This window comes from Paenibacillus sp. GCM10027629, assembly GCF_042676425.1.
Classification (GTDB): domain Bacteria; phylum Bacillota; class Bacilli; order Paenibacillales; family Paenibacillaceae; genus Paenibacillus_K; species Paenibacillus_K terrigena.
Genome location: NZ_JBHTGZ010000017.1, coordinates 277,687 through 297,137 on the forward strand (window position 1 = coordinate 277,687; position 19,451 = coordinate 297,137).

18 protein-coding genes are annotated in these 19,451 nt (G+C 45.7%); 15 read left to right on the plus strand and 3 right to left on the minus strand.

The window, feature by feature from the left end; genetic code table 11:
* Positions 1-11: 11 nt before the first annotated feature.
* The 6 genes from ACFQZR_RS26825 to ACFQZR_RS26850 are packed head-to-tail and all read left to right on the plus strand — an operon-like array spanning position 12 to position 5,998.
* Positions 12-860 (plus strand): N-acetyltransferase, encoded by an 849-nt coding sequence (locus ACFQZR_RS26825; protein WP_379351409.1) that lies wholly within the window; start codon positions 12-14, stop codon positions 858-860.
* Position 861: 1 nt separating this feature from the next.
* Positions 862-1,485: a sugar transferase gene (locus ACFQZR_RS26830; protein WP_379351410.1), complete on the plus strand. Its 624-nt coding sequence runs from the start codon at positions 862-864 to the stop codon at positions 1,483-1,485.
* Positions 1,482-2,312 carry a GNAT family N-acetyltransferase gene (locus tag ACFQZR_RS26835; RefSeq protein ID WP_379351411.1) on the plus strand — a complete coding sequence of 277 codons (831 nt, stop codon included), beginning with the start codon at positions 1,482-1,484 and terminating at the stop codon, positions 2,310-2,312. The genes ACFQZR_RS26830 and ACFQZR_RS26835 overlap by 4 nt, the downstream gene beginning before the upstream one ends.
* Positions 2,313-2,366: 54 nt before the next feature.
* A complete protein-coding gene (locus ACFQZR_RS26840; RefSeq protein WP_379351412.1) occupies positions 2,367-3,776 on the plus strand; it encodes a polysaccharide deacetylase family protein in 1,410 nt (469 codons plus the stop codon).
* Positions 3,727-4,842 (plus strand): lipid II:glycine glycyltransferase FemX, encoded by a 1,116-nt coding sequence (locus ACFQZR_RS26845; RefSeq protein ID WP_379351413.1) that lies wholly within the window; start codon positions 3,727-3,729, stop codon positions 4,840-4,842. Before ACFQZR_RS26840 ends, ACFQZR_RS26845 begins: the two co-directional genes overlap by 50 nt.
* Positions 4,835-5,998, plus strand: a complete 1,164-nt coding sequence (locus ACFQZR_RS26850; protein WP_379351414.1) for a DegT/DnrJ/EryC1/StrS family aminotransferase — start codon at positions 4,835-4,837, stop codon at positions 5,996-5,998. Before ACFQZR_RS26845 ends, ACFQZR_RS26850 begins: the two co-directional genes overlap by 8 nt.
* Positions 5,999-6,007: 9 nt before the next feature.
* Here ACFQZR_RS26850 and ACFQZR_RS26855 read toward each other — a convergent pair whose 3' ends face one another.
* Entirely contained in the window at positions 6,008-7,645 is a 1,638-nt protein-coding gene (locus ACFQZR_RS26855; RefSeq protein WP_379351415.1) for a glycosyl hydrolase family 28-related protein, read from the minus strand.
* A gap of 141 nt (positions 7,646-7,786) precedes the next feature.
* Between ACFQZR_RS26855 and ACFQZR_RS26860 the strand changes: the two genes are divergently transcribed.
* From ACFQZR_RS26860 to ACFQZR_RS26890, 7 genes are all read left to right on the plus strand, one after another.
* A complete protein-coding gene (locus ACFQZR_RS26860) occupies positions 7,787-10,900 on the plus strand; it encodes a heparinase II/III domain-containing protein (RefSeq protein WP_379351416.1) in 3,114 nt (1,037 codons plus the stop codon).
* 22 nt (positions 10,901-10,922) lie between these two features.
* Positions 10,923-12,275, plus strand: coding sequence for a lipopolysaccharide biosynthesis protein (locus ACFQZR_RS26865; protein WP_379351417.1), 1,353 nt, complete (start codon positions 10,923-10,925; stop codon positions 12,273-12,275).
* Entirely contained in the window at positions 12,259-13,254 is a 996-nt protein-coding gene (locus ACFQZR_RS26870) for a GNAT family N-acetyltransferase (protein WP_379351470.1), read from the plus strand. The genes ACFQZR_RS26865 and ACFQZR_RS26870 overlap by 17 nt, the downstream gene beginning before the upstream one ends.
* Positions 13,251-14,177 carry a hypothetical protein gene (locus ACFQZR_RS26875; protein ID WP_379351418.1) on the plus strand — a complete coding sequence of 309 codons (927 nt, stop codon included), beginning with the start codon at positions 13,251-13,253 and terminating at the stop codon, positions 14,175-14,177. The genes ACFQZR_RS26870 and ACFQZR_RS26875 overlap by 4 nt, the downstream gene beginning before the upstream one ends.
* 143 nt (positions 14,178-14,320) lie before the next feature.
* Positions 14,321-14,869: a dTDP-4-dehydrorhamnose 3,5-epimerase gene (rfbC, locus tag ACFQZR_RS26880; RefSeq protein WP_379351419.1), complete on the plus strand. Its 549-nt coding sequence runs from the start codon at positions 14,321-14,323 to the stop codon at positions 14,867-14,869.
* The gene (locus tag ACFQZR_RS26885) at positions 14,866-15,717 is read left to right on the plus strand and encodes an SDR family oxidoreductase (RefSeq protein ID WP_379351420.1); all 852 of its coding nucleotides are present in this window, start codon (positions 14,866-14,868) and stop codon (positions 15,715-15,717) included. Before rfbC ends, ACFQZR_RS26885 begins: the two co-directional genes overlap by 4 nt.
* 120 nt (positions 15,718-15,837) lie before the next feature.
* Positions 15,838-16,050, plus strand: coding sequence for a hypothetical protein (locus tag ACFQZR_RS26890; protein WP_379351421.1), 213 nt, complete (start codon positions 15,838-15,840; stop codon positions 16,048-16,050).
* 69 nt (positions 16,051-16,119) lie between these two features.
* On the opposite strand, the gene ACFQZR_RS26895 is transcribed toward ACFQZR_RS26890, so the two are convergent.
* On the minus strand, positions 16,120-16,530 hold the full coding sequence (locus tag ACFQZR_RS26895; protein ID WP_379351422.1) for a bactofilin family protein: 411 nt from the start codon (positions 16,528-16,530) through the stop codon (positions 16,120-16,122).
* A gap of 3 nt (positions 16,531-16,533) precedes the next feature.
* A complete protein-coding gene (locus ACFQZR_RS26900; RefSeq protein WP_379351423.1) occupies positions 16,534-17,514 on the minus strand; it encodes a M23 family metallopeptidase in 981 nt (326 codons plus the stop codon).
* Positions 17,515-17,745: 231 nt separating this feature from the next.
* On the opposite strand from ACFQZR_RS26900, the gene cls reads away from it, so the two are divergent.
* Positions 17,746-19,176: a cardiolipin synthase gene (cls, locus tag ACFQZR_RS26905; protein ID WP_379351424.1), complete on the plus strand. Its 1,431-nt coding sequence runs from the start codon at positions 17,746-17,748 to the stop codon at positions 19,174-19,176.
* An 84-nt stretch (positions 19,177-19,260) separates the two neighbouring features.
* Positions 19,261-19,443, plus strand: coding sequence for an H-type small acid-soluble spore protein (locus ACFQZR_RS26910; RefSeq protein ID WP_379351425.1), 183 nt, complete (start codon positions 19,261-19,263; stop codon positions 19,441-19,443).
* Positions 19,444-19,451: the final 8 nt, after the last annotated feature.

Sequence of the window (19,451 nt, forward strand, 5' to 3'; positions counted from 1 at the left end):
GAGTCATATTGATGTCGAATAATGGAATAGGATCTCCTTATCAAAATCATAAACTCATCAGTCAGACTGCTGTCGTAGGGGATAGTGTGGTCGTAGGTGAGGGGATACAGATCGGGCATTTTTGTGTCATTTGTGATGAAGTGGTAATCGGGAATCATGTAACGTTAGGTCATGGGGTGATTATTGGTAAAGGGGTCACACTTGGCAGCGGCGTTCGTATCGGTAATCATGTATGCATTGAAGAGGGCGCAAGTATCGGTGAAGGAGTAACCATCATGGATCATGCGGTCGTAGGCAAGCAGCCTTTTCGTGCGAAACGTTCGATACTTGCGAGTCATGGCCAGCTTGAGCCAGCGGTCTTAGAAGATGGAAGTACACTGGGTACCTCCTCGATTGTATATGCAGGAGCAAGATTAGGTCCGCACGTATTCGTGGCTGACCTGGCAACGGTAAGAGAACGCGTTCAGATTGGGTACGGAACAATCATTGGCAGAGGAGCATCGATTGAAAATGACTGTGAGATTGGGCAGCGCTGCAAGATTGAGACGAACGCTTACCTGACAGCCTATTCGCATGTAGAGGATGATGTATTTATAGCACCAGGCGTCATCACAAGTAATGATAATTTTATGGGTAGGACAGCGGAACGCTTCAAGCATATGAAAGGGATCACGATCAGGCAAGGCGGCCGCTTGGGGGCGGGGGTCGTCACATTGCCGGGCGTGATTGTACAACGGGAAGGGACGGCCGCAGCAGGCAGTGTCGTAACGAAGGATATCGAACAGCAACAGCTCGTGATGGGGGCTCCTGCCCGGATTCTTCGCGAAGTGCCTGAAGCACAGCTGCTGAAGTCGCAATGACATGACATTCTTTATCAAGAGAGGGATGGACATTGCCGTCTCATTCGTGCTCCTGATTGTGCTGAGTCCAATCATGCTGCTTACGGCGATCGGCGTATGCTTGTTCTTAGGGTACCCTGCTGTATTTATTCAGAAGCGTCCGGGACGTCTTGAGAAGATCTTTCATATTTATAAGTTTCGTACGATGACGAATGCGAGGGATTCACTAGGAGAATTGCTGCCTGACGAACTTCGATTGACTGCATTCGGTTCATTCCTTCGATCAACGAGCTTAGATGAGCTGCCTCAACTTTGGAATGTGTTGAAGGGCGATATGAGTCTGGTTGGACCTCGTCCATTATTGACGAAATACTTGCCTTATTATCGCGATCGAGAACGCAAAAGGTTTCGGGTACGGCCGGGAATAACCGGTCTAGCTCAGATCAATGGACGCAATTATTTATCATGGAATGAACGCTTAGAGTTAGATGTCCAGTATGTAGAGACTTTATCGATTCGTGAAGATATTCGTATTCTGCTAACAACGGTTAAGAAGGTCGTCTTTCATGCCGATGTTGCTACGCCTGGAGTATGGCAAGAGCCTGATCTAGACATGGAACGAATGGAAAGCGAGGTGACCGGATGATCTTGTTAGATGATTGGCTCCCACAGACATATAAGCTGGACAGAAAAGACATTGAGATTAGACCTCTTCATCGAGAGGATTATGTGCGAGTGCCTATATATACTGCACGTTGGCTCCCACGAGAAGTCTTTGAACGGACGGTATTTTCTGCCCATGGATATGCCAGTTTTTTGCAGCAAAATGCTGGAGTCCCTCTTCGTTGCCAGAATGATCGTTTTCATGGATTTTATCAAAGTGGTCAGCTGCAAGGCTTTTCAGAATGGAAGCTTAGAGGTACGACGGTTGTGCTTAATAATTTTTTCCTGAATGATGCGATTCGTTGTTTAGGTGTGGGGAGTACATATTTGCAAGAGATGCTTTTGCATTTTAGTAAGAGTGGAATTTCTCACGTCAGCTTAGACGTGTTCACCTGGAACCAAGGTGCTCGAAGATTCTATGAGCGCTTAGGGTTTGACAGTGAGCATATCTCTGGATGGTATGAGTTGGAATTAGAGGATGCAGCATCTTTCGAAGTGGATTCATACGATTATAACGGTATTCGAATGATGAATTGGGCAGAGGCGAAAGCGATGAACCAGTGCTATGGATTAGGTTCGTTCACGCTCCAAGGCGCGTTTGGTGAAGAGGCGGTCGGACTGCTCAAAGATCAATATTATCGATTGCGCGGCGAAGCTCTTCGTGTCAAGCAGGTGGTCTTAGCGCTGCAACAGCTTGGGGAGGAGCGAAAAGTTCTAATAACGGACGGGAATCCCCATTGCACATCCACTGCAATGAAGCTTGTCAATGAGAGCTTACGGATGAGGCGGACACTCACTTCGGCAAACTGAAGTTAAACAGGGGGAAACATCGGTTCGTTCATTATGAGATAGAAGGTGATACACATGCTAGCCATTAAAATCCCCTCGACCTTTATCCCTGAACGGAATTATGTCATTCGTCAATTGCTGGGTGAATTATTAGGTCTTAGCTACTCGGTTCATATTCATGAAACCAATCTATCCATGGATTACACCATCATTGCGCTGCCGAATGGGAGAAACTTATGGATACGAGATGTTTTTTTCAGCCAGTTCAAGGATGGCGAAGTATATTGGCATACGGATGTTTCCAAGATTGAAGTGAAGGACTGGCATCATGATGCAGCGCCGGAAGGAAGCCTCCCTGTGTTGTTCGGGGAAGCGGTGCTTAGGGTGGATGAAGGGGATCTTATCTGTGAAGCTGACCTCCTGGCAGGGGTATTCTTCATGTTAACGCGTTGGGAAGAGTTGGCCTCTTCTGAGAGAGATATGCACGGAAGATTTCCTTTGAAGAGTAGTCTTGCTTATAAATATCAATACTGGAAGCGGCCCGTCGTTAATGAAACAGCGGAAATGCTGTGGAACTTGCTGCAGTTGATTGGAATTGAACAGGAACGTAGAGCAGCTTCCTTTGAGATGGTTATTACGCATGATGTAGATGATTTGGCATATTGGGGACGAAAGTTCAGACTTCTTCGTTCACTTGGACGAACTTGCTTGCAGATGCAGCCGGTTGAAGCTTACCGGGTATTACAAAACTATGTAAGAGTGAAGCGAGGTCAGGAACAAGACCCCTACTTGACGTTTGATTGGCTCATGGACATCTCAGAGCGGATTGGAGTTCAGTCTCGATTTTATTTTATGTCGGGCGGCATCAGCGAGTACGATAATCGATATGCCATTAAGAGTAAAGCGTGTCAACGGTTACTTAAGCATATTCAACATCGCGGGCACAAGCTTGGATTTCATCCAAGTTACCATTCATTTACCAATAAAGAGCAGTTTATTGCTGAAAAGCTTCGATTAGAGGAAGTGGCTCAATGTGAGATCGACGAGGGAAGGCAGCATTATTTGAGATTTGATGCTGATCAGACGTGGAGAATATGGGAAGAAGCCGGGATGAAGCTGGACAGCACATTAGGATTCGCAGAGGATGGTGGATTTCGAAGCGGGATTTGTCAAGCGTATCAGGTGTTTGATGTGCACAACCGATGCGAACTTACACTAAGAGAGATGCCTTTAACCGTTATGGAAGTAAGCCTTGTCGGTTACCTTGGTTTATCACCGCAAGATATGCTTGATCGGATGAATGACTTGCAGCAGAAGGTTCGCCGATACGGGGGACAGTTTGTTCTTCTATGGCATAATTCCAATCTATCTGGCCGGACCTGGGATCCATATAGGCCCATATATCAGTCTTTTTTACTGGAAGGGGACGTTAAGAGTGAACAACGTAGAAGTTCTGTCATTAGAGCAAGCCGAACGTTGGGATGAGTGGGTTTATCAAACGGAGCATCCAGATGTGTATTGGTTATCAGGCTATTGCGCCTTATATGAAGCCAATCAAGAAGGAAAAGCCCAATTATTTGTATATAAAGATGAGTCCGGCTTTGTGCTGTATCCTTTTTTACTTCGTGAGGTTTATACGCTGCCGTATCTGCAGGCCTTGCGACAGGATTCTGATCCCAAGCTGTATGATATCATTACGCCCTATGGTTACGGAGGCCCCATATGCTCGTTAGGCGAAAGGCAGGATCGGGTAGCATTAGTCAGTGCGTTTGCACATGCATTTCAGCAATACTGCCAGCAGCATTGTATTATTTCTGAGTTTGTCAGGTTTAGTCCATTTATTGAGAATGAGAAGGATTACCCGGCAGTTGATCCGATTTTCCTTCGAAATACGATTTCGATTCCGATTGATCGAGAAGTAGATGTCATTATGTCTCGATTTACGGCACACAATCGCAACCGGCTTAGAACGTCATTGAAGGCGAATTTGAAGTACCGGGTTGTAGATTCTTCGAATATCGAGACCTTTATCGCCATGTACCACCAGACCATGAACCGTAAGGATGCGCAGGCATATTATTTCTTCCCAGCTTCTTATTTCCATCAGATGTTCCAAACATTAGAAGATAAGATTACGATACTGGAAGTATATAACGAGGAAGGCGTCGTCGTGAGTACTGCACTCTTTATACATATGGGGAAGAGTGTACACTATCACCTGGGTGCCTCCGATCCAGCATATCTTCATGTATCTCCTAATAATGCGATGATGTACTATGCAGCGATACATTTTAAAGAGCAAGGCTACTCCTTTATACATCTGGGGGGAGGATACGCGGGCAATGATTCCTTGTATAGGTTCAAGAAGGGGTTTAACCGTGATGAGCCTTGCAACTACTATGTAGGGATGAAAATTAGACATGAATACTGGTATAGAGAGTTGGAGAGACGGTTAAATCTCCAATCTACGGATCAAGTCAGTTATTTTCCAAGCTATCGCAATCCAGAGCTTCAAGTTATCGCGCAGAAGGAGTGTGAAGTGGGTGTCTGATCAAATCTATTTATCCCCTCCGCATATGGGAGTGCTTGAGCTCCAATATGTGGAGCAAGCTTTTACGAGCAATTGGCTCGCTCCCGTTGGACCTCACTTGGACCGGTTTGAACGAGAGGTATGCACCTATGTGGATCAGAGTGCTGCACTAGCCTTAAATTCAGGAACATCTGCGCTTCATTTGGCATTAAAGCTAGCGGATATAAGACCGGGTGACTATGTGCTATGTTCCTCGCTAACATTCGCTGCAAGCGCCAATCCCATTGTGTATCAAGGGGGGATCCCTGTATTCGTAGATAGTGAACCGGAATCTTGGAATATGTCGCCGGATGCGCTGCGGACAGCTTGTGAGATGGTGTTGAGCTTAGGACATCGTCCTAAAGCGGTTGTCATTGTTCATCTGTATGGACATAGTGCTCGAATGGATGAACTGATGAGAATCTGCGAGCATTACGAATTAATCGTGATAGAGGATGCAGCGGAGGCGCTAGGAACCAAGTATAAAGGGCGCAGCTGCGGCACGATGGGCCGATATGGGATATACTCTTTTAATGGAAATAAGCTTATTACGACAACGGCAGGTGGTATGCTTGTCAGTGCAGATGAAGGGGATATTGAGAAGGCCAAATATTGGGCGACCCAAGCGAAATCTCCACTTCCTTATTATCATCATACCGAAATCGGCTTTAATTACAGGATGAGTAATGTTCTTGCAGGAATCGGAAGAGGACAGCTGGCTGTGATCGAAAGTAGAATACAGGCTAGGCGATCCATCCACCAGCGGTATAAGCATTCGCTTGCGAATATTCCTGGGGTGCAATTCATCAATGAGTCCCGAGATGAAAGAGCTACCAACTGGTTAACGGTGACTTTACTTGACAGAGAAGTATCGGGCGTAACACCTGAGGAGATGATGGCTGCATTAGCAGAAGATCACATTGAATCACGACGCGTATGGAAGCCTCTTCATATGCAGCCTATATATCAAGATTGTCTCTATGTTCCTCATCATAGAGAGTTCTCTGTGTCTGAGAAATGGTTCAATGAAGGCATATGCCTTCCTTCCGGTTCAAATCTTTCTGCTGAAGAGCAGGAGAGAGTAATCAACAGACTCTATGAGCAATTACAAGCTCGTTCTAGCGCAATCCATTCCTAATCGGACTCGCTATCCGTTAATATTGATTCGCTTCTCAACCCACTGGTTCGGAGAGGCAATACATTGCCAGCCCTCAACAATGTAACGGCTGCTCGATGAGCCTAACGGAGTAATATTGTCATTCATGATGAGACGCCCCTTCTCCCAAGTACCTATCGTTGGGGGGGTAATGCCAAGATTCACACCCGGAATAATCTCTTCATACCCCGTCCATACTGTAGCGATCGTATCAAAAGCATATAAGCAGAAGCTTCGTATACGGAGAGGATTACTGCCGCCCGTTACCATGACGTGAATATATGCAACATTCGGGTGAATCCAGAAATAATAATCTGTCTCCGTATCGGAACCTGTAATATAGCCTCCAACACCTCCTCCTCCATAGACAGAGGGGCTAAAGTATGGGGAAGCATTTGAGGCTCCTTTTACTGTCGGAACGCCATTGATTATACTTCCAAGAACGGTTCCGCTTTTGTTAAAGCAAACAATAATAACCCGTCCACCGTAGCCAGATTCGACGTCTTTTTTCAATACAAATCGACTGGACTCTGTCGTATCGACGAAAATACCCAAAGCGGCGCTGTTTAGCTCCAAATAATCAAGGTTAAGTTTCATATTTGCAAATTTTTTAGCAGTAACTTGAGTGGAACTCATCATATTAACCGTTGGCACATTAACTAGCGTATTTCCGTTGTAATAACAAGCTTTCTTGTAAATTGCGCCTGAATTAAAAATAAGATGGCCGCTTAATGAGGAGAATAATTCTGCTCGTGCGGCGACCGTACTAACAGGATATTGACTTTGATCGTCAATATTTTCATATGAACATTCACCGTAGCCGGTTGTAAATATATGATTGGAAGATTGGTTTAATACCCGTGCGAAGAATTTATTGTTATCTTCATTGCGGCAATCGTAAAAGGCATTCTGTTCACCATGATAGATGAGGATCGGGATGGCCTCCGCACTTCCGCTTAACAGGGATTGGCCTAACTCAAAGCATGGCTTATAGAAGTTGTTGTTATTGTTGTACAGATACGATTGATCAGGAGATAGAATACGAACGCCATAGCGGCTCAAGGAAGGATTCACATGACTCCATGAACCAAATCTACCGTTCGTGTATAAATTTTCGTTGACCCAACCGGATTTAATTGCAGATAAATCGAGTCCGATCTTGTTGTTCATGATCTGGCCAAGCTCCAGTTGGTTATAGGAGAAGCCTTTAGATACCGCTGCAGCCTGCACGCCTATGGTGAACCCATCCGCTTGTACGATATGAATGGAACACGAAATGAGGTTGATCATTTGAACGCCAATGTTGGTTTCTTGCTGCCAGTCCGATACCTGCTTACTTTTTACATTGATCTTATACGACGTTAACCATACAGAATCTGTCTCAGATCCAATGATGAGACAAGGTTGAGAATTCGGTCCGTTGTAGATAAGGGGGGCATCCATAACAAGGGAGACATTGAGAGGGATATGAATAGTCTGACTGACGAGAAGACCTGGCCCAGGCGGGAAATAGACGGTGGCACCTGTATAAGCAGCATTATTCAAGGTTCGTTGAAGCGCGGCGGTATCATCTGTTTTACCATCATATACGGCTCCGCTTTGCTGCGGGGTAATCGGAGAAATGATCATATTCTCACTTCCTTTACTAGAAATTGATCTTGCTCCATTAGTATATGAAGCTATTGAAGTAATGGTTTCAGGTATAAATACGCCTTTTTTATAGAATGGATGAATAATAGAATGGGTTGGTACAAGGAGATTATAGATGTCATGAGAAAAAGATCCTTTCGGGTATTAGCTTTTATGGTCTTTATGATAGTGCTCGTTGTTGGTATGACATGTCGATTTGATCGAATGGACGGCGCTACTAGACATATCGTGAAGACGGGAAGTACATTCTATACAGCTGAGAAACGAAAAGCCATTATGGATAATATTAAAAACTATGCGTGGGCGGCATATGAACAGGATGTGGCGATTCGAGTAGCAGCGCCTTATCGCAAGCTTACCTTTGAGCAGATTTGGAATATCGTAACCCCCCAGTCTATACCTAGAAGCTATGATGTCAACGAAGAGGAAGGCAGCTTAATGGGGGATTTAAACACACCTCAGAATGATAGAAAAAACTACGAGATTGATCCCATCAAACACCCTTGGAAAGTAAAAAATAAATTAGATGGTCATTATTTCCCTACAAATGATTTTGCTGCTTTTTACAACAGTGGATTAAATGAACAAGGTATATTTGACTCGGAACGCGCTGATCGTGGATTGCTTGTCAATACAACCATGAAGGATCAAGGTGCGGGGTTCGGTGTTGATGATGGCTACGGATATGTGCATACGAATGGGGAAAAATTCACTTTTATCGCTTACTATAATCATGTGTTATGGTCTGATTGGATTGTGGATGCATTAGAATATCTACGTAAAGCTTATCTATATACAGGAGATTCGGCGTATGCTGAGCTGGGCATTGTATTACTAGATCGAATAGCTGATGTATATCCCGATATGGATGTTTCGAAGTATCGCTGGGAAGATGGATTCAAAAATGCGCATGGCGGTACGGGCCAGGGGAAGGTGTTAGGTTCTATCGCAGAAGTTAGTCTCGTCAAAGAATTGTTATTGAGCTATGACGCTTTCTATCCAGTTCTATTAAATGATAAGGCATCGTATGTTTCTTTTCTAAAGAAGCAGTCAATTAGGTATAACCTATCTGTTAAAAAGGATTCAGCGAGTGCGATTCGGATTAATATTGAAGACCGGATTGTCCGCCAAGTCGTTCCAGCTGTGAAAAAAGCTCAAATCTCAGGGAATTTTGGTTCCCATCAAAGTGTCGTCGCTCTTGCAGCCGTTGTGTATCATCGTCAGCCTGAGACGGAGGAATGGATCGATTTTATATTCCGCCCTGGAAAGCTTGAGAAAAAGGATGGTGAATGGCAGATCAATGGCGGCGGAGTGTATGATGTGCTGGCGAATCATATCGATCGCGATGGTTACGGCGATGAAGCTTCCCCAGAATACAACGCGACTTGGATTCAGCAGATCAGACAGATCGCTGATATGTTAGAAGACTATGATGGCGTAGAAGGCGCGGATCTCTACCAACACCCTAAAGTGAAAAAAATGTTTAGTACGTTCATGGACTTTATTATGCAGGGGAAGTATACGCCTTCCATTGGTGATTCGGGGAGCACAGGCCAAGCTCGGATCTATGCAAGATGGGAAGATGCGTGGAAAGCATTTGAGAAATATCGGGATCCGAGGTTTGCTCAAGCAGCCTACTTCCTCAATGGCAATAAAACGGAAGGAATCCATGGTGAAATTACACAAGTGCAGAACAAAAATCTATTGAAGCAGTTTGTGGATATTATACGAAAGCAAGGGACGTATGTATTTAAGAGCAACAATTTAACAGGGTATGGCTTTAGCGTATTACGAAGTAACCCAGTGGAAGCCTGGATGTATTATGGACGGAATGGCACATCACACGCACATCGGGATGCACTCAACATCGGACTCTACGGATATGGGGTGGATCTCGCGCCAGATCTGGGCTATGTAACATTCGCTGATGAGAATATGCTCCGTAATCGATGGGAGTCCAATACGATCGCTCATAATACGGTTGTCTATGGCGATGCTCCACAAGATGCGCAGGTGTGGACGGGAGATCCATTACACTTTGATGCGAGTCCTATGATGAAACTAATTGATGTTCGTGCGATGCAAGCCTATGAAGGCGTACAAGAATATCGGCGGACGCTAGCGCTCGTTCCGGTTGATACTGAGCATTCATATGCAGTTGATTTATTCCATGTCAATGGAGATAAGGAACGCGTATATAGCTTCCACGGTCCGGCAGGAAGTGTCGGGACATCAGGGCTTAAACTGGTTAGTCAGCCTACAGGGACCTATGCAGGGAAAGACATTGCTTTTGCAGATGAAGGGTACTCCGAGACGCATACAAGCGGCTATAACTATTTAACGCAAGTCGAGAGAGATGCAGAGCCGCAATCCATGTTCCAAGCTAGCTGGACGGCTGACGACGAAGGCGTAACGGATAAAGGCTCGCGCATTCGTCCGAAGCTGCGCTTAACGATGCTGGGCCAATATGAAGAAGCAGCTCTGGCTGACGGCGTCCCGCCGCAGAACAAGGAGGGGAATCCGAAGCGACTGACGTATATGCTCGTGAAGCAACAACCCGGCGATCATGTATTCACCTCGGTGTTGGAGCCATACACGGACGCACCATTCATTCATAGCGTGAAGGAACTGCCTGTCTACGTTAAAGGGGAACGAGTCGCGGATACTGAAGCTAGAGCGCTTGAAATCACCTTGAAAAATGGTCGGGTAGATACACTAATATGCGTGCTGTCAGAGGCGCCGAACGTCGTGTATGAATTGCCGAATGGGGAGAGGTTCCAAGGATTCTATGGAATGATCAGCAAAGATAAGTCTGGGAAGAGAAGTTTCTATACGTATGATGGACACTGGGTCACATCGAATTCCTTAACTGACAAGGCAACTTCAGGAATCAATGATAGGTATACGGGGACGATTGCTGATTTTTCGCAGGGATGGACACAGGATACGAGATTGCACTTAAAGCTTAGCGGTATCGCGAAAGAAGCTGTTCAAAAACTCGTCGGTCAATATATCTATGTTGCCAATGATACCGCATGGAGTGCGTCGAAAGAATCAAATCGAAATGCCGTCTATTTGATACAAAAAATTGTTAGTCATACGGATCAGGAAATTATCGTGAGCGTGGGAAACAGTACGTTGATTCGAGAACAATCAGGATCCCAATTTGTGTATGACATTGTAAAAGGTCAATCATTCTATATCCCTATGTCTTCCGTAAAGAAAAGTGATTAGCATGAGAAGGGAACGAATCTCTATGAATATGAAGAACAGCGTCATGCGATGGCGGTTCAATTGGAAGCAAGGTTCTTTCATGAAGAACGTTCTAATTATGCTAAGCGGAACAGCTACTGCCCAAGGGATTGGTATTCTAGCAACACCTATACTGGCACGCTTGTATACGCCTACTCAATATGGACAGCTATCTGTTTATATGTCCTTGCTGTCGCTCGCAGCGCTGTTTAGCAGCATAGGGTATGAACGTGCAATTCCAATGGAGAAGGAAGAAGAAGATGTTCCCTCGCTCCTGATGCTCTGCATGACCATAACCGTCTTCTTAAGCGTTGTTTTATTGGCGGTTGTCATTTTGCTGGCACCGATCATAAATAAGCTATGGAATATCAATGGAGTCATATTGTTGTTGCCATTATCGTTCCTTGGTTATGGTCTATATAACACGTTAAGCTATTGGGCGCTTCGGACGAAGAGCTATGGTCCGTTATCACGTACGAAATGGGTGCAAGGGATAGGAAGTCTGATGATTCAGCTTGTCTCTCCTTTTATTGGACTAGGGAAGATGGGGCTTTTACTTGGGGATATCTTCGGACGTGTATCAGGTACTGGGACACTTCTTACTCGATATTTGAGATCTAAAGGAGGGGAAGTGTCTTTTCTTCCTTGGAGAGGGCGCGGATATAAGATGCTTTCACTCGCGAGAAGATATCGGCAGTTCCCTGTTTATGTCACAGGAGGCGCTCTGTTCAATGCTGCTGTATTGCAATCCATGCCCTTATTCATGTCTACTTACTACAACTTGCATGAGGCTGGGGCGATCGCGATGGTAGACAGAATACTTGGAGGGCCGCTGATGCTGCTAGGGATGTCCGTTTCCCAAGTATTTTACGCCGAAGCGATGGAGCTCTCTCGCACGAGACCAAGAGAACTAGAGAGCTTGTTCTATCAGACGTTCAGAAGACTATGCAAGCTGGGCGTTATTCCGATACTTCTTATCATGGGCGTCGGTCCCTTTGCTTTTCAATGGGTTTTTGGCAATGAATGGATGGATGCAGTAAAGTATATTCCCTTGTATGCGATGCTATATGGGGTTAACTTTTTATTCTCACCATTATCCTCGATATTGGAATCTCTACGTTTGCAAAAATGGCTCTTTTGGTGGAATTTAGCAAGGTTCTTCTCATTCTCCATCTGTATATTGACAATCGTGCTGTTAAAATTGTCAGCATTCTATGCTGTGCTATTGTACACATTGACTCTCAGCTCTTTTTACATTGTCATCTTCATGATGAGTAAATGGGCTATCACAAAGTATAACCAAGAACTGACGGCGAATAAGGAGGGGGATCATCGTGAACATGAAGTCCAGGTATAGTCGTTGGGTTCAAGAACATGAGGTCCCTGTATTTTGCACGGATTGGTGGCTTGATGCTGTATGCGGAGCGGATAACTGGGACGTAGCCGGTTATAGGAATGCTGACGGTTTAGAGGTCTACTGGCCCTTTCATTTCAAACGGAAGTGGGGAATGAAAGTCATCGTGATGCCAAAGCTTACCCAGAAACTTGATATTCAATGGAACGATCATGCTTGGAAAGATGGTGGAGCAGCGGTCGTTCATGATGTCATGAATCATTTACTGAATCAGATGCCTTCAGTTCACTTTATCGATCAGGCGATGCAGTTGCCTCCAACGTACGCCATGTCTCTGTTGGAACAAGGTTTTACGGAAACCTTATGCTATACCTATGTGATTCCTGACCTTTCAGATCTTGATGATGTTTTGTCTAAATTTTCTAAATCAAAGCGTAAAGATGTTCGTAAGGGAGAGAATTTATTCGAAGTACGATATGATATGTTACCCAGTGAGTGGTATGACTTTCATCAGATGGCATTAATGAAGCAGGGGAAGCAAATATCCTATTCGAGGGATTTCTTTGAACAGGTAGCGGCGGCTGCCCTTCAGCGAAATGCTGGACGAATCATGTGCGTAGTAGATACGGTGGGACAAATTCACTCCGCATTGTTCATGGTGTGGGATCAATCGCGTGCGTATTTACTCCTATCGAGCTATGATCCCGATTTCAAGACGAGCAGATCCTTCCCTTTTCTGTTAAGTCGAGCGATTGAAGAAGCTTCGAAACATACGAAAATGTTCGATTTTGAAGGCAGTATGATTCAAGGCGTGGAGGCGGAGAATCGCCAGTATGGATCGGAACAGCAAACCTATTCCGTCCTGTCCAAATGCTGCTCCATCCCTAGTCATTTAAGAGCGAATTGGATGAGATTGAAGCAGGTCATATGGAGTGTTCCTCTCCTATTACCGTCCTTCATTGGATTAGGAGTAGTAATATGAAAGCAGCTGTTGAACGAATAGAGGGCATGAAAGCCAAATGTCTTTATCGAGAGCAGTATGATCGTGAAATGATGCCTTTATCCTATGCTCCTTGGCTGTTAGACGCTGTATGCGGGGATCATTGGGAGGTTGTATGTGTCGTTGAACAAGGGGAGATTAAGGCTTTTCTCATCTTTCGTTCCATGAAAAAGAGATTTACCACACTCGAATCCATCCTTCCTAACTTTGGTGAGAGTCCTCTATGGATTTGTTCGCTTGAGGGGTGGAGTGATCAAGAGAAAGTATCCAAGGAACTGGAATGGTTAGATTTATTAATTGAAAGCTTGCCGAACTATGATCATTTGTGTATCCCCCTCCCATCGAATTTATTGAACTGGTTGCCTTTTTATTGGCAAGGATTTGAACAAAAAACGATGTATTCTTTTGAATTGTACTTACCCGTACTCGAGACTTCTACGAACCGTATTTCCCCGTTTACCATACAACCTTGGTCTATAAAAGAAGGTGTGAATCAAAATGTTAAGCCATATACCAAGCGACCGTTCAAGTATATTGAGAGAAACAAACATTGGCTGCATGCTGCTGAATTACACCATCAATTGCTAGGTTTAATGGCTGTGGGTCCATCTGGAGAAATCGTCGGTCATTCCTTCGTCATGTACAATCATAATCAAGCTTATGAATGGTATGAATCATCACTAAAGGGTGAAGGAGCGGAGCAGGTTAGAATGCAGTTCCTTGAGACCTGGCAACAAAAACTCCCAGAGTTCACCGCGAAGTTAATTCTTGCCTATCCAAATCATTGGGATGCGAGGCAGATATATCAACGAATAGGTGCAGTCCCGGTAAGACGACTTATTGTAGAACATATGACTTCTCCTATTATTGGAATAAAGCAGTTGTTTAGATCAAAATCGTTATGAAGAAGCCTTTGAACTCATGCGCGAGGGCCGCTGCGGCAAAGTAGTTTTCCTTCATGAGTTATCAAAGCCGGGAGAGCCCGCATATAACAGTACAGACCCTGCATTGCAGGCTATCTCGTCGATATAGCGGAGGAGGGTGAATCTTGCGAGTTATTCCTACGAAATTAGAAGGCGTCGTATTGATTGAACCGGATGTCTTCGGCGATGCACGAGGATACTTCATGGAGAGCTATCATGTGGAGAAGTATGCAGCAGCGGGACTTCCGTATCAATTCGTGCAGGATAACCATTCCTTGTCTGAACCTGCAGGGACGCTACGAGGCCTTCACTATCAACTATCACCCAAAGCACAGACGAAGCTGGTGCGTGTGTTGGCAGGGGCAATTTATGATGTCGCTGTCGATATTCGGCCAGGTTCAGAGACCTTTGGCCAATGGGTTGGATATGTGCTGAGTGCTGCGAATAAACGCCAACTGCTCGTCCCTCAAGGCTTCTGTACAATTGTTCCGAACACCGAAGTTAGTTATAAAGTGGATCAGTTCTACGCGCCTGCACATGATAGGGGCATTCGCTGGGATGATCCCGCACTCGCCATTCCATGGCCGACGGATCGCCCGCTGTTGTCACCCAAAGACGAACAGCACCCTTACCTTGCGAATGCGCAGCTCGAACTGGAGGGGGAAAAAGGATGAGTTCTCGAAGAAGAGTGTTAATAACCGGGGCACAGGGACGATTAGGCACAGCTTTCCGTAAAGCTTGGACGTCTCATAATGATGAGGTGATTGCACTAAGCAGACAAGAGTTTGATGTGAAAGACGCGGAGTCGGTTATGAAGCAATGCGAGCGGTATCAGCCGAACATCATCATTCATACGGCTGGATTCACCGATATCGATCTTGCGGAGGAGGAGCCGGAGGAGGCGTATCGCGTCAATGCTTATGGTGCAAGGCATGTTGCGCTGGCTGCGAGAGCGGTCGGTGCACAATTGGTGCATTTCAGCACCGATCAAGTCTTCCAGGGGTCATCGGAGCAGTCGTATGAGGAGACATCTTATCCACTGCCAGTGCATACTTATGGGGCTTCCAAAGTGGCTGGCGATCGATTCGTACAGGCTATTCATCCCCAGCATTTGATCGTTCGAACAGCCTGGCTGTTCGGTACTTCTTCGATTAAGGAAGAGATCAGCAGTGCAGCAAGCTCCAGCCGTTCATCGATATGGCACGCGGAATCTACTGTAATTGGTTGTCCGACCTATGTGCCAGATTTGATCCACCATGTCGAAGAGATGCTAGGGCAACGTAGTCACGGTCTCTACCATGTTACAAGTAGCGGTTCCTGTTCCATGCAAGAGTTCAGAGATGCCATTGGGGCGATTACCCCCGCGATTGATTGGCAGCAGAGCTCATCTGATCAAGCGCAGCGGCGCGCTAGACGGCCTGAACGGGTTGTATTAGAACCCGCAGCGCTAATGCGAACAGGAATCCCGCCGATGCGTCATTGGTATGAAGCATTAGCGGACTGGATGAATCGAAATGCATGAAACTTTATCCCAATGAATTGACAATTTGAGAGAAATGGTGTAACGTTGATACGATACATATTGTAACATTAGACCATTGTAAGTATCATTGGAAGTCTGCTCATTGGGGGTTGAGTGAAGGTGAGAACCATCCATACGGATTCCGCGGAATCCATCTATTGTTTGGCATGCAATACGAGACAAAGTGTACAGCGACAGCGTATTGTTTTCACAACAGGGTATTATCGTGTTGGCGTACCGCTCGGCTGCTGCGAGGCGTGTTATTCTCTTTCTCAGAATCAAGAGCAGTTCGTAAATTTTGTGAATCACCAGAGTCCCCCTGTCCTGAAGTGAACCAAGACCTCCTAATCAGTTATGGCGGGAACCGGGAGGTCTTGCCCAGCCAGCAGTCTCTCAGACTCTCTATCCGGCTTGCTTCTTATTCTTCTTCGCAACCGGTACTTCCGAATCTTGGACAATGGACCGAGGTTCTAGTTTCTCCATCCGACTTTCACCACTGAAGATTCCACCCTCATGAATAATAATGGAAGAGCCATGGTAATTACCGTGGAATTGGCCTTTGCTGGTAATGATTAATTTTCCCTTCGTCGTCACATCGCCATAGACTTTGCCCGCAATCATAAGTTCTCTGGCCTGAATGTTGGCCGTCGCAACACCTTGCTCCCCGATGGTGACCGTCCCGCTCGCTTCAATCTCCCCTTTGAAATGTCCTTCGATTCGTAAATTGGTCTGACATGTCAGATGTCCATCCATTGTCGTTCCTTGTCCGATTAATGTATCGGTGAGACGTAATTTCTTCTGTCGCCGCATCATGAATTATTCCTCCTCCGGATTTGTAATGTAAGGCAATGGATCGATGAGCTGATCTTCTCGAGCAATTTGGAAATGAAGATGAGGGCCTGTGCTTCGTCCCGTATTGCCGAGCCGCCCAATCCGATCCCCTTTGACAACAACGTCTTGTTCATTCACTTCAATCCGATTTAAATGCATATACCAGGTGTCATAGCCCTTCGCATGCGCTATCACAATATATTTGCCGCGGGAATTGTCGGACCCGGTCGTAATCACTTTCCCATCTGCCGCCGCAAAGACAGGATCCCCTACTTTACCCGCAATATCGACACCGGCATGATAGGCTGCTCTTCCTGTCATGGGATCACGACGGTAACCGAAATTCGAGGTCAGTCGATGGGATGTCGTCGGCCAGCCTGTAGGCATATTCTGGAACACATCCTGTACGCGCTCAACGGTATTCGAGACGTTCTGCTGCATGATCGCAATGACGGCTTCCATTTGCTCCAAATCAATGGCTGTATCCTGTGCGAGCCGAATAACCTCTTCATTGCTAACCGGAAAATATTCACCGCCGACATCTTCCATAGCATCCCATGGCAGCTGCGTAACACTTGAATCGCTTGTCGACTCCGTTTTACCGTATTTGCGGATCAGACCTTGCAGTGTCTTCTCCATCTTATGTATACGTTCCATGCCTTCTTTCATCATCTGCGCATCGGAAGAGAGTTCAATGACTTCATTTTGGAGAGAAGTAATGGCGTGGTCTTTTTGCTGAATGGTATTTGCGCTTACAGTAGCATTGGCAGAAATTCTTCCTTGCAGCCCTTCAATCTGGGATGAAGAGCGCATTTGGAGTCCGAGGACAAAACTTGTTAGGGACACAGCAGTAATGAGAGGAACGGAGATGACTAGCAACTTCGGCACTTCGATTTGTCTGACCGACTGATCGGCATTACGAATCACGAGCAGCGTTATCTTGCTAGTAAACCATCGTTTCTTCAAGGGTTCTCCTTTCTACCGGAAGAAAAGCACCGATTCGATTGGAATAGACTGCTATAGATGGGATTCTATTCGGTTGTCCGCCAAAACATGCCGAAAAAATATTGTGAATCCTGTGCAAAGATGGTTGTACCTGCGTATAGGTTAAGGGAATTGTTGTTATAAATAAGAGTAGCGTGATCGAAAGCGATCATATCCTCTGAGCGGGGACGAAGGCGAGGGGGAATCAGAAGTATGGCATGGCTCGCACTGGCGTTAGTTGTATTTATATTTCAAATCGCGACGATCCTTATCGTGGAATTCCGGCATCCATCGAAGACGGTGGCGTGGCTGCTCATTCTATTCTGTTTTCCGGTGATTGGATTTGCGGTCTATTATTTCGTAGCCCAAGATTATAAGAATCGGAGGAAGGTTCGGAAGAAAGGGACTACGATTTTTCGGAAAACAAGAAAGCTGATCTGGCAGAATTCTTCCATTGTGACCCGGCATTTCCAGAGTAATAATTATGAACTGCGCCGAGAAGGACGATTGTTCCGGCTGCTGTCGCATTTATCCGAAAGTCCGATTAGCGGCTGTAATGAGACGGTGGTGCTCACGAATGGTGAGGCAACCTATGAGGCGATGTTTAAGGCGATGGAGCAGGCTAAGCATCATATTCATCTGGAATTTTATATTTTTCGCGGTGATCGGATCGGTACAAGATTTCAACAGCTGCTGCTGGAGAAGGCTAAGCAGGGCGTGAAAGTACGAATTATCGTGGATGGCCTTGGGAGTTATGGATTGAATGATCGGTTTGTGAAGCCGCTGAAGGATAGTGGGATTGAATTTTATAGTTTCCTGCCGCCGCTGTTCGCCTTGTATCATAAGAAGCTGAACTTTAGGAATCATCGTAAAATCGTCGTGGTTGACGGGAATATTGGTTTTGTCGGTGGCATCAATATTGGTGATGAATATTTAGGGAATGATAAAAAGCTCGGATTTTGGCGCGACACACAGATTCAGGTACGCGGCGATGCCGTCTATTTTCTACAAAATACGTTCGTAAATGACTGGTTTGTCGTATCGAATCGAGAACTCAGTGATCCTGACTTATATCCGCAGCATGAATGCCAAGGCTCTGAGCAGGTGCAGATGATTGCGAGTGGCCCAGATTCCCATTGGGATGCGATTCAGGAGATGTTCTTCGGGGCGATATCGGTGGCGAAGCATCGCATCTATATACAGACGCCTTATTTCATTCCGGATCTGAGCATTTTTACGGCGCTGAAGACTGCCGCAGTAAGTAAGGTAGACGTTCGTGTTATTATTCCGGGTGTAAATGATTCGAAGCTGGTGAATCTTGCGACCTTGTCATATGTAGAAGAGCTTATGCAGGCGGGTGTTCGATTCTATCAGTATAAAAAAGGATTCATGCATGCCAAGGTTGTCCTGATCGATCGGATGCTGGCTTCCGTGGGAACAGCGAATATGGATATGCGGAGTCTATTTAGCAACTTTGAGTTAAATGCGGTATTGTTCGATCGCGGTACGATTGACCGGCTCTATGCCGATTTCGAGCAGGATTTGAAAGATAGCAAGGAATTGATTCTGAAGGAATTCGAGCAGCGTTCCCGGATTCAGAAAGGCAAAGAAGTATTGGCACGCATGCTGTCACCGTTGTTATAGCTCTTACACCGAATTGAATGGGAAATAGGTGAAACGGGCATATTGTAGAGGACTACGAAGTATCATCAAGGAGGATTAGTAACAATGGATGCACGTCGTGCGCAAGAAATTTATAAGAGCCAAGATACCATTGCGGTGAAGCTCGATACTGGTGAATCCGTCTGGATTGAAAATGTAGATGAAGCCAATCAGATGGCGACCGTACAAATCGGCTCTCGTCCGACGGATACGCAGACGGTGTCCGTGGAACGGCTGAGTGAGCATTAAGCAGAAAT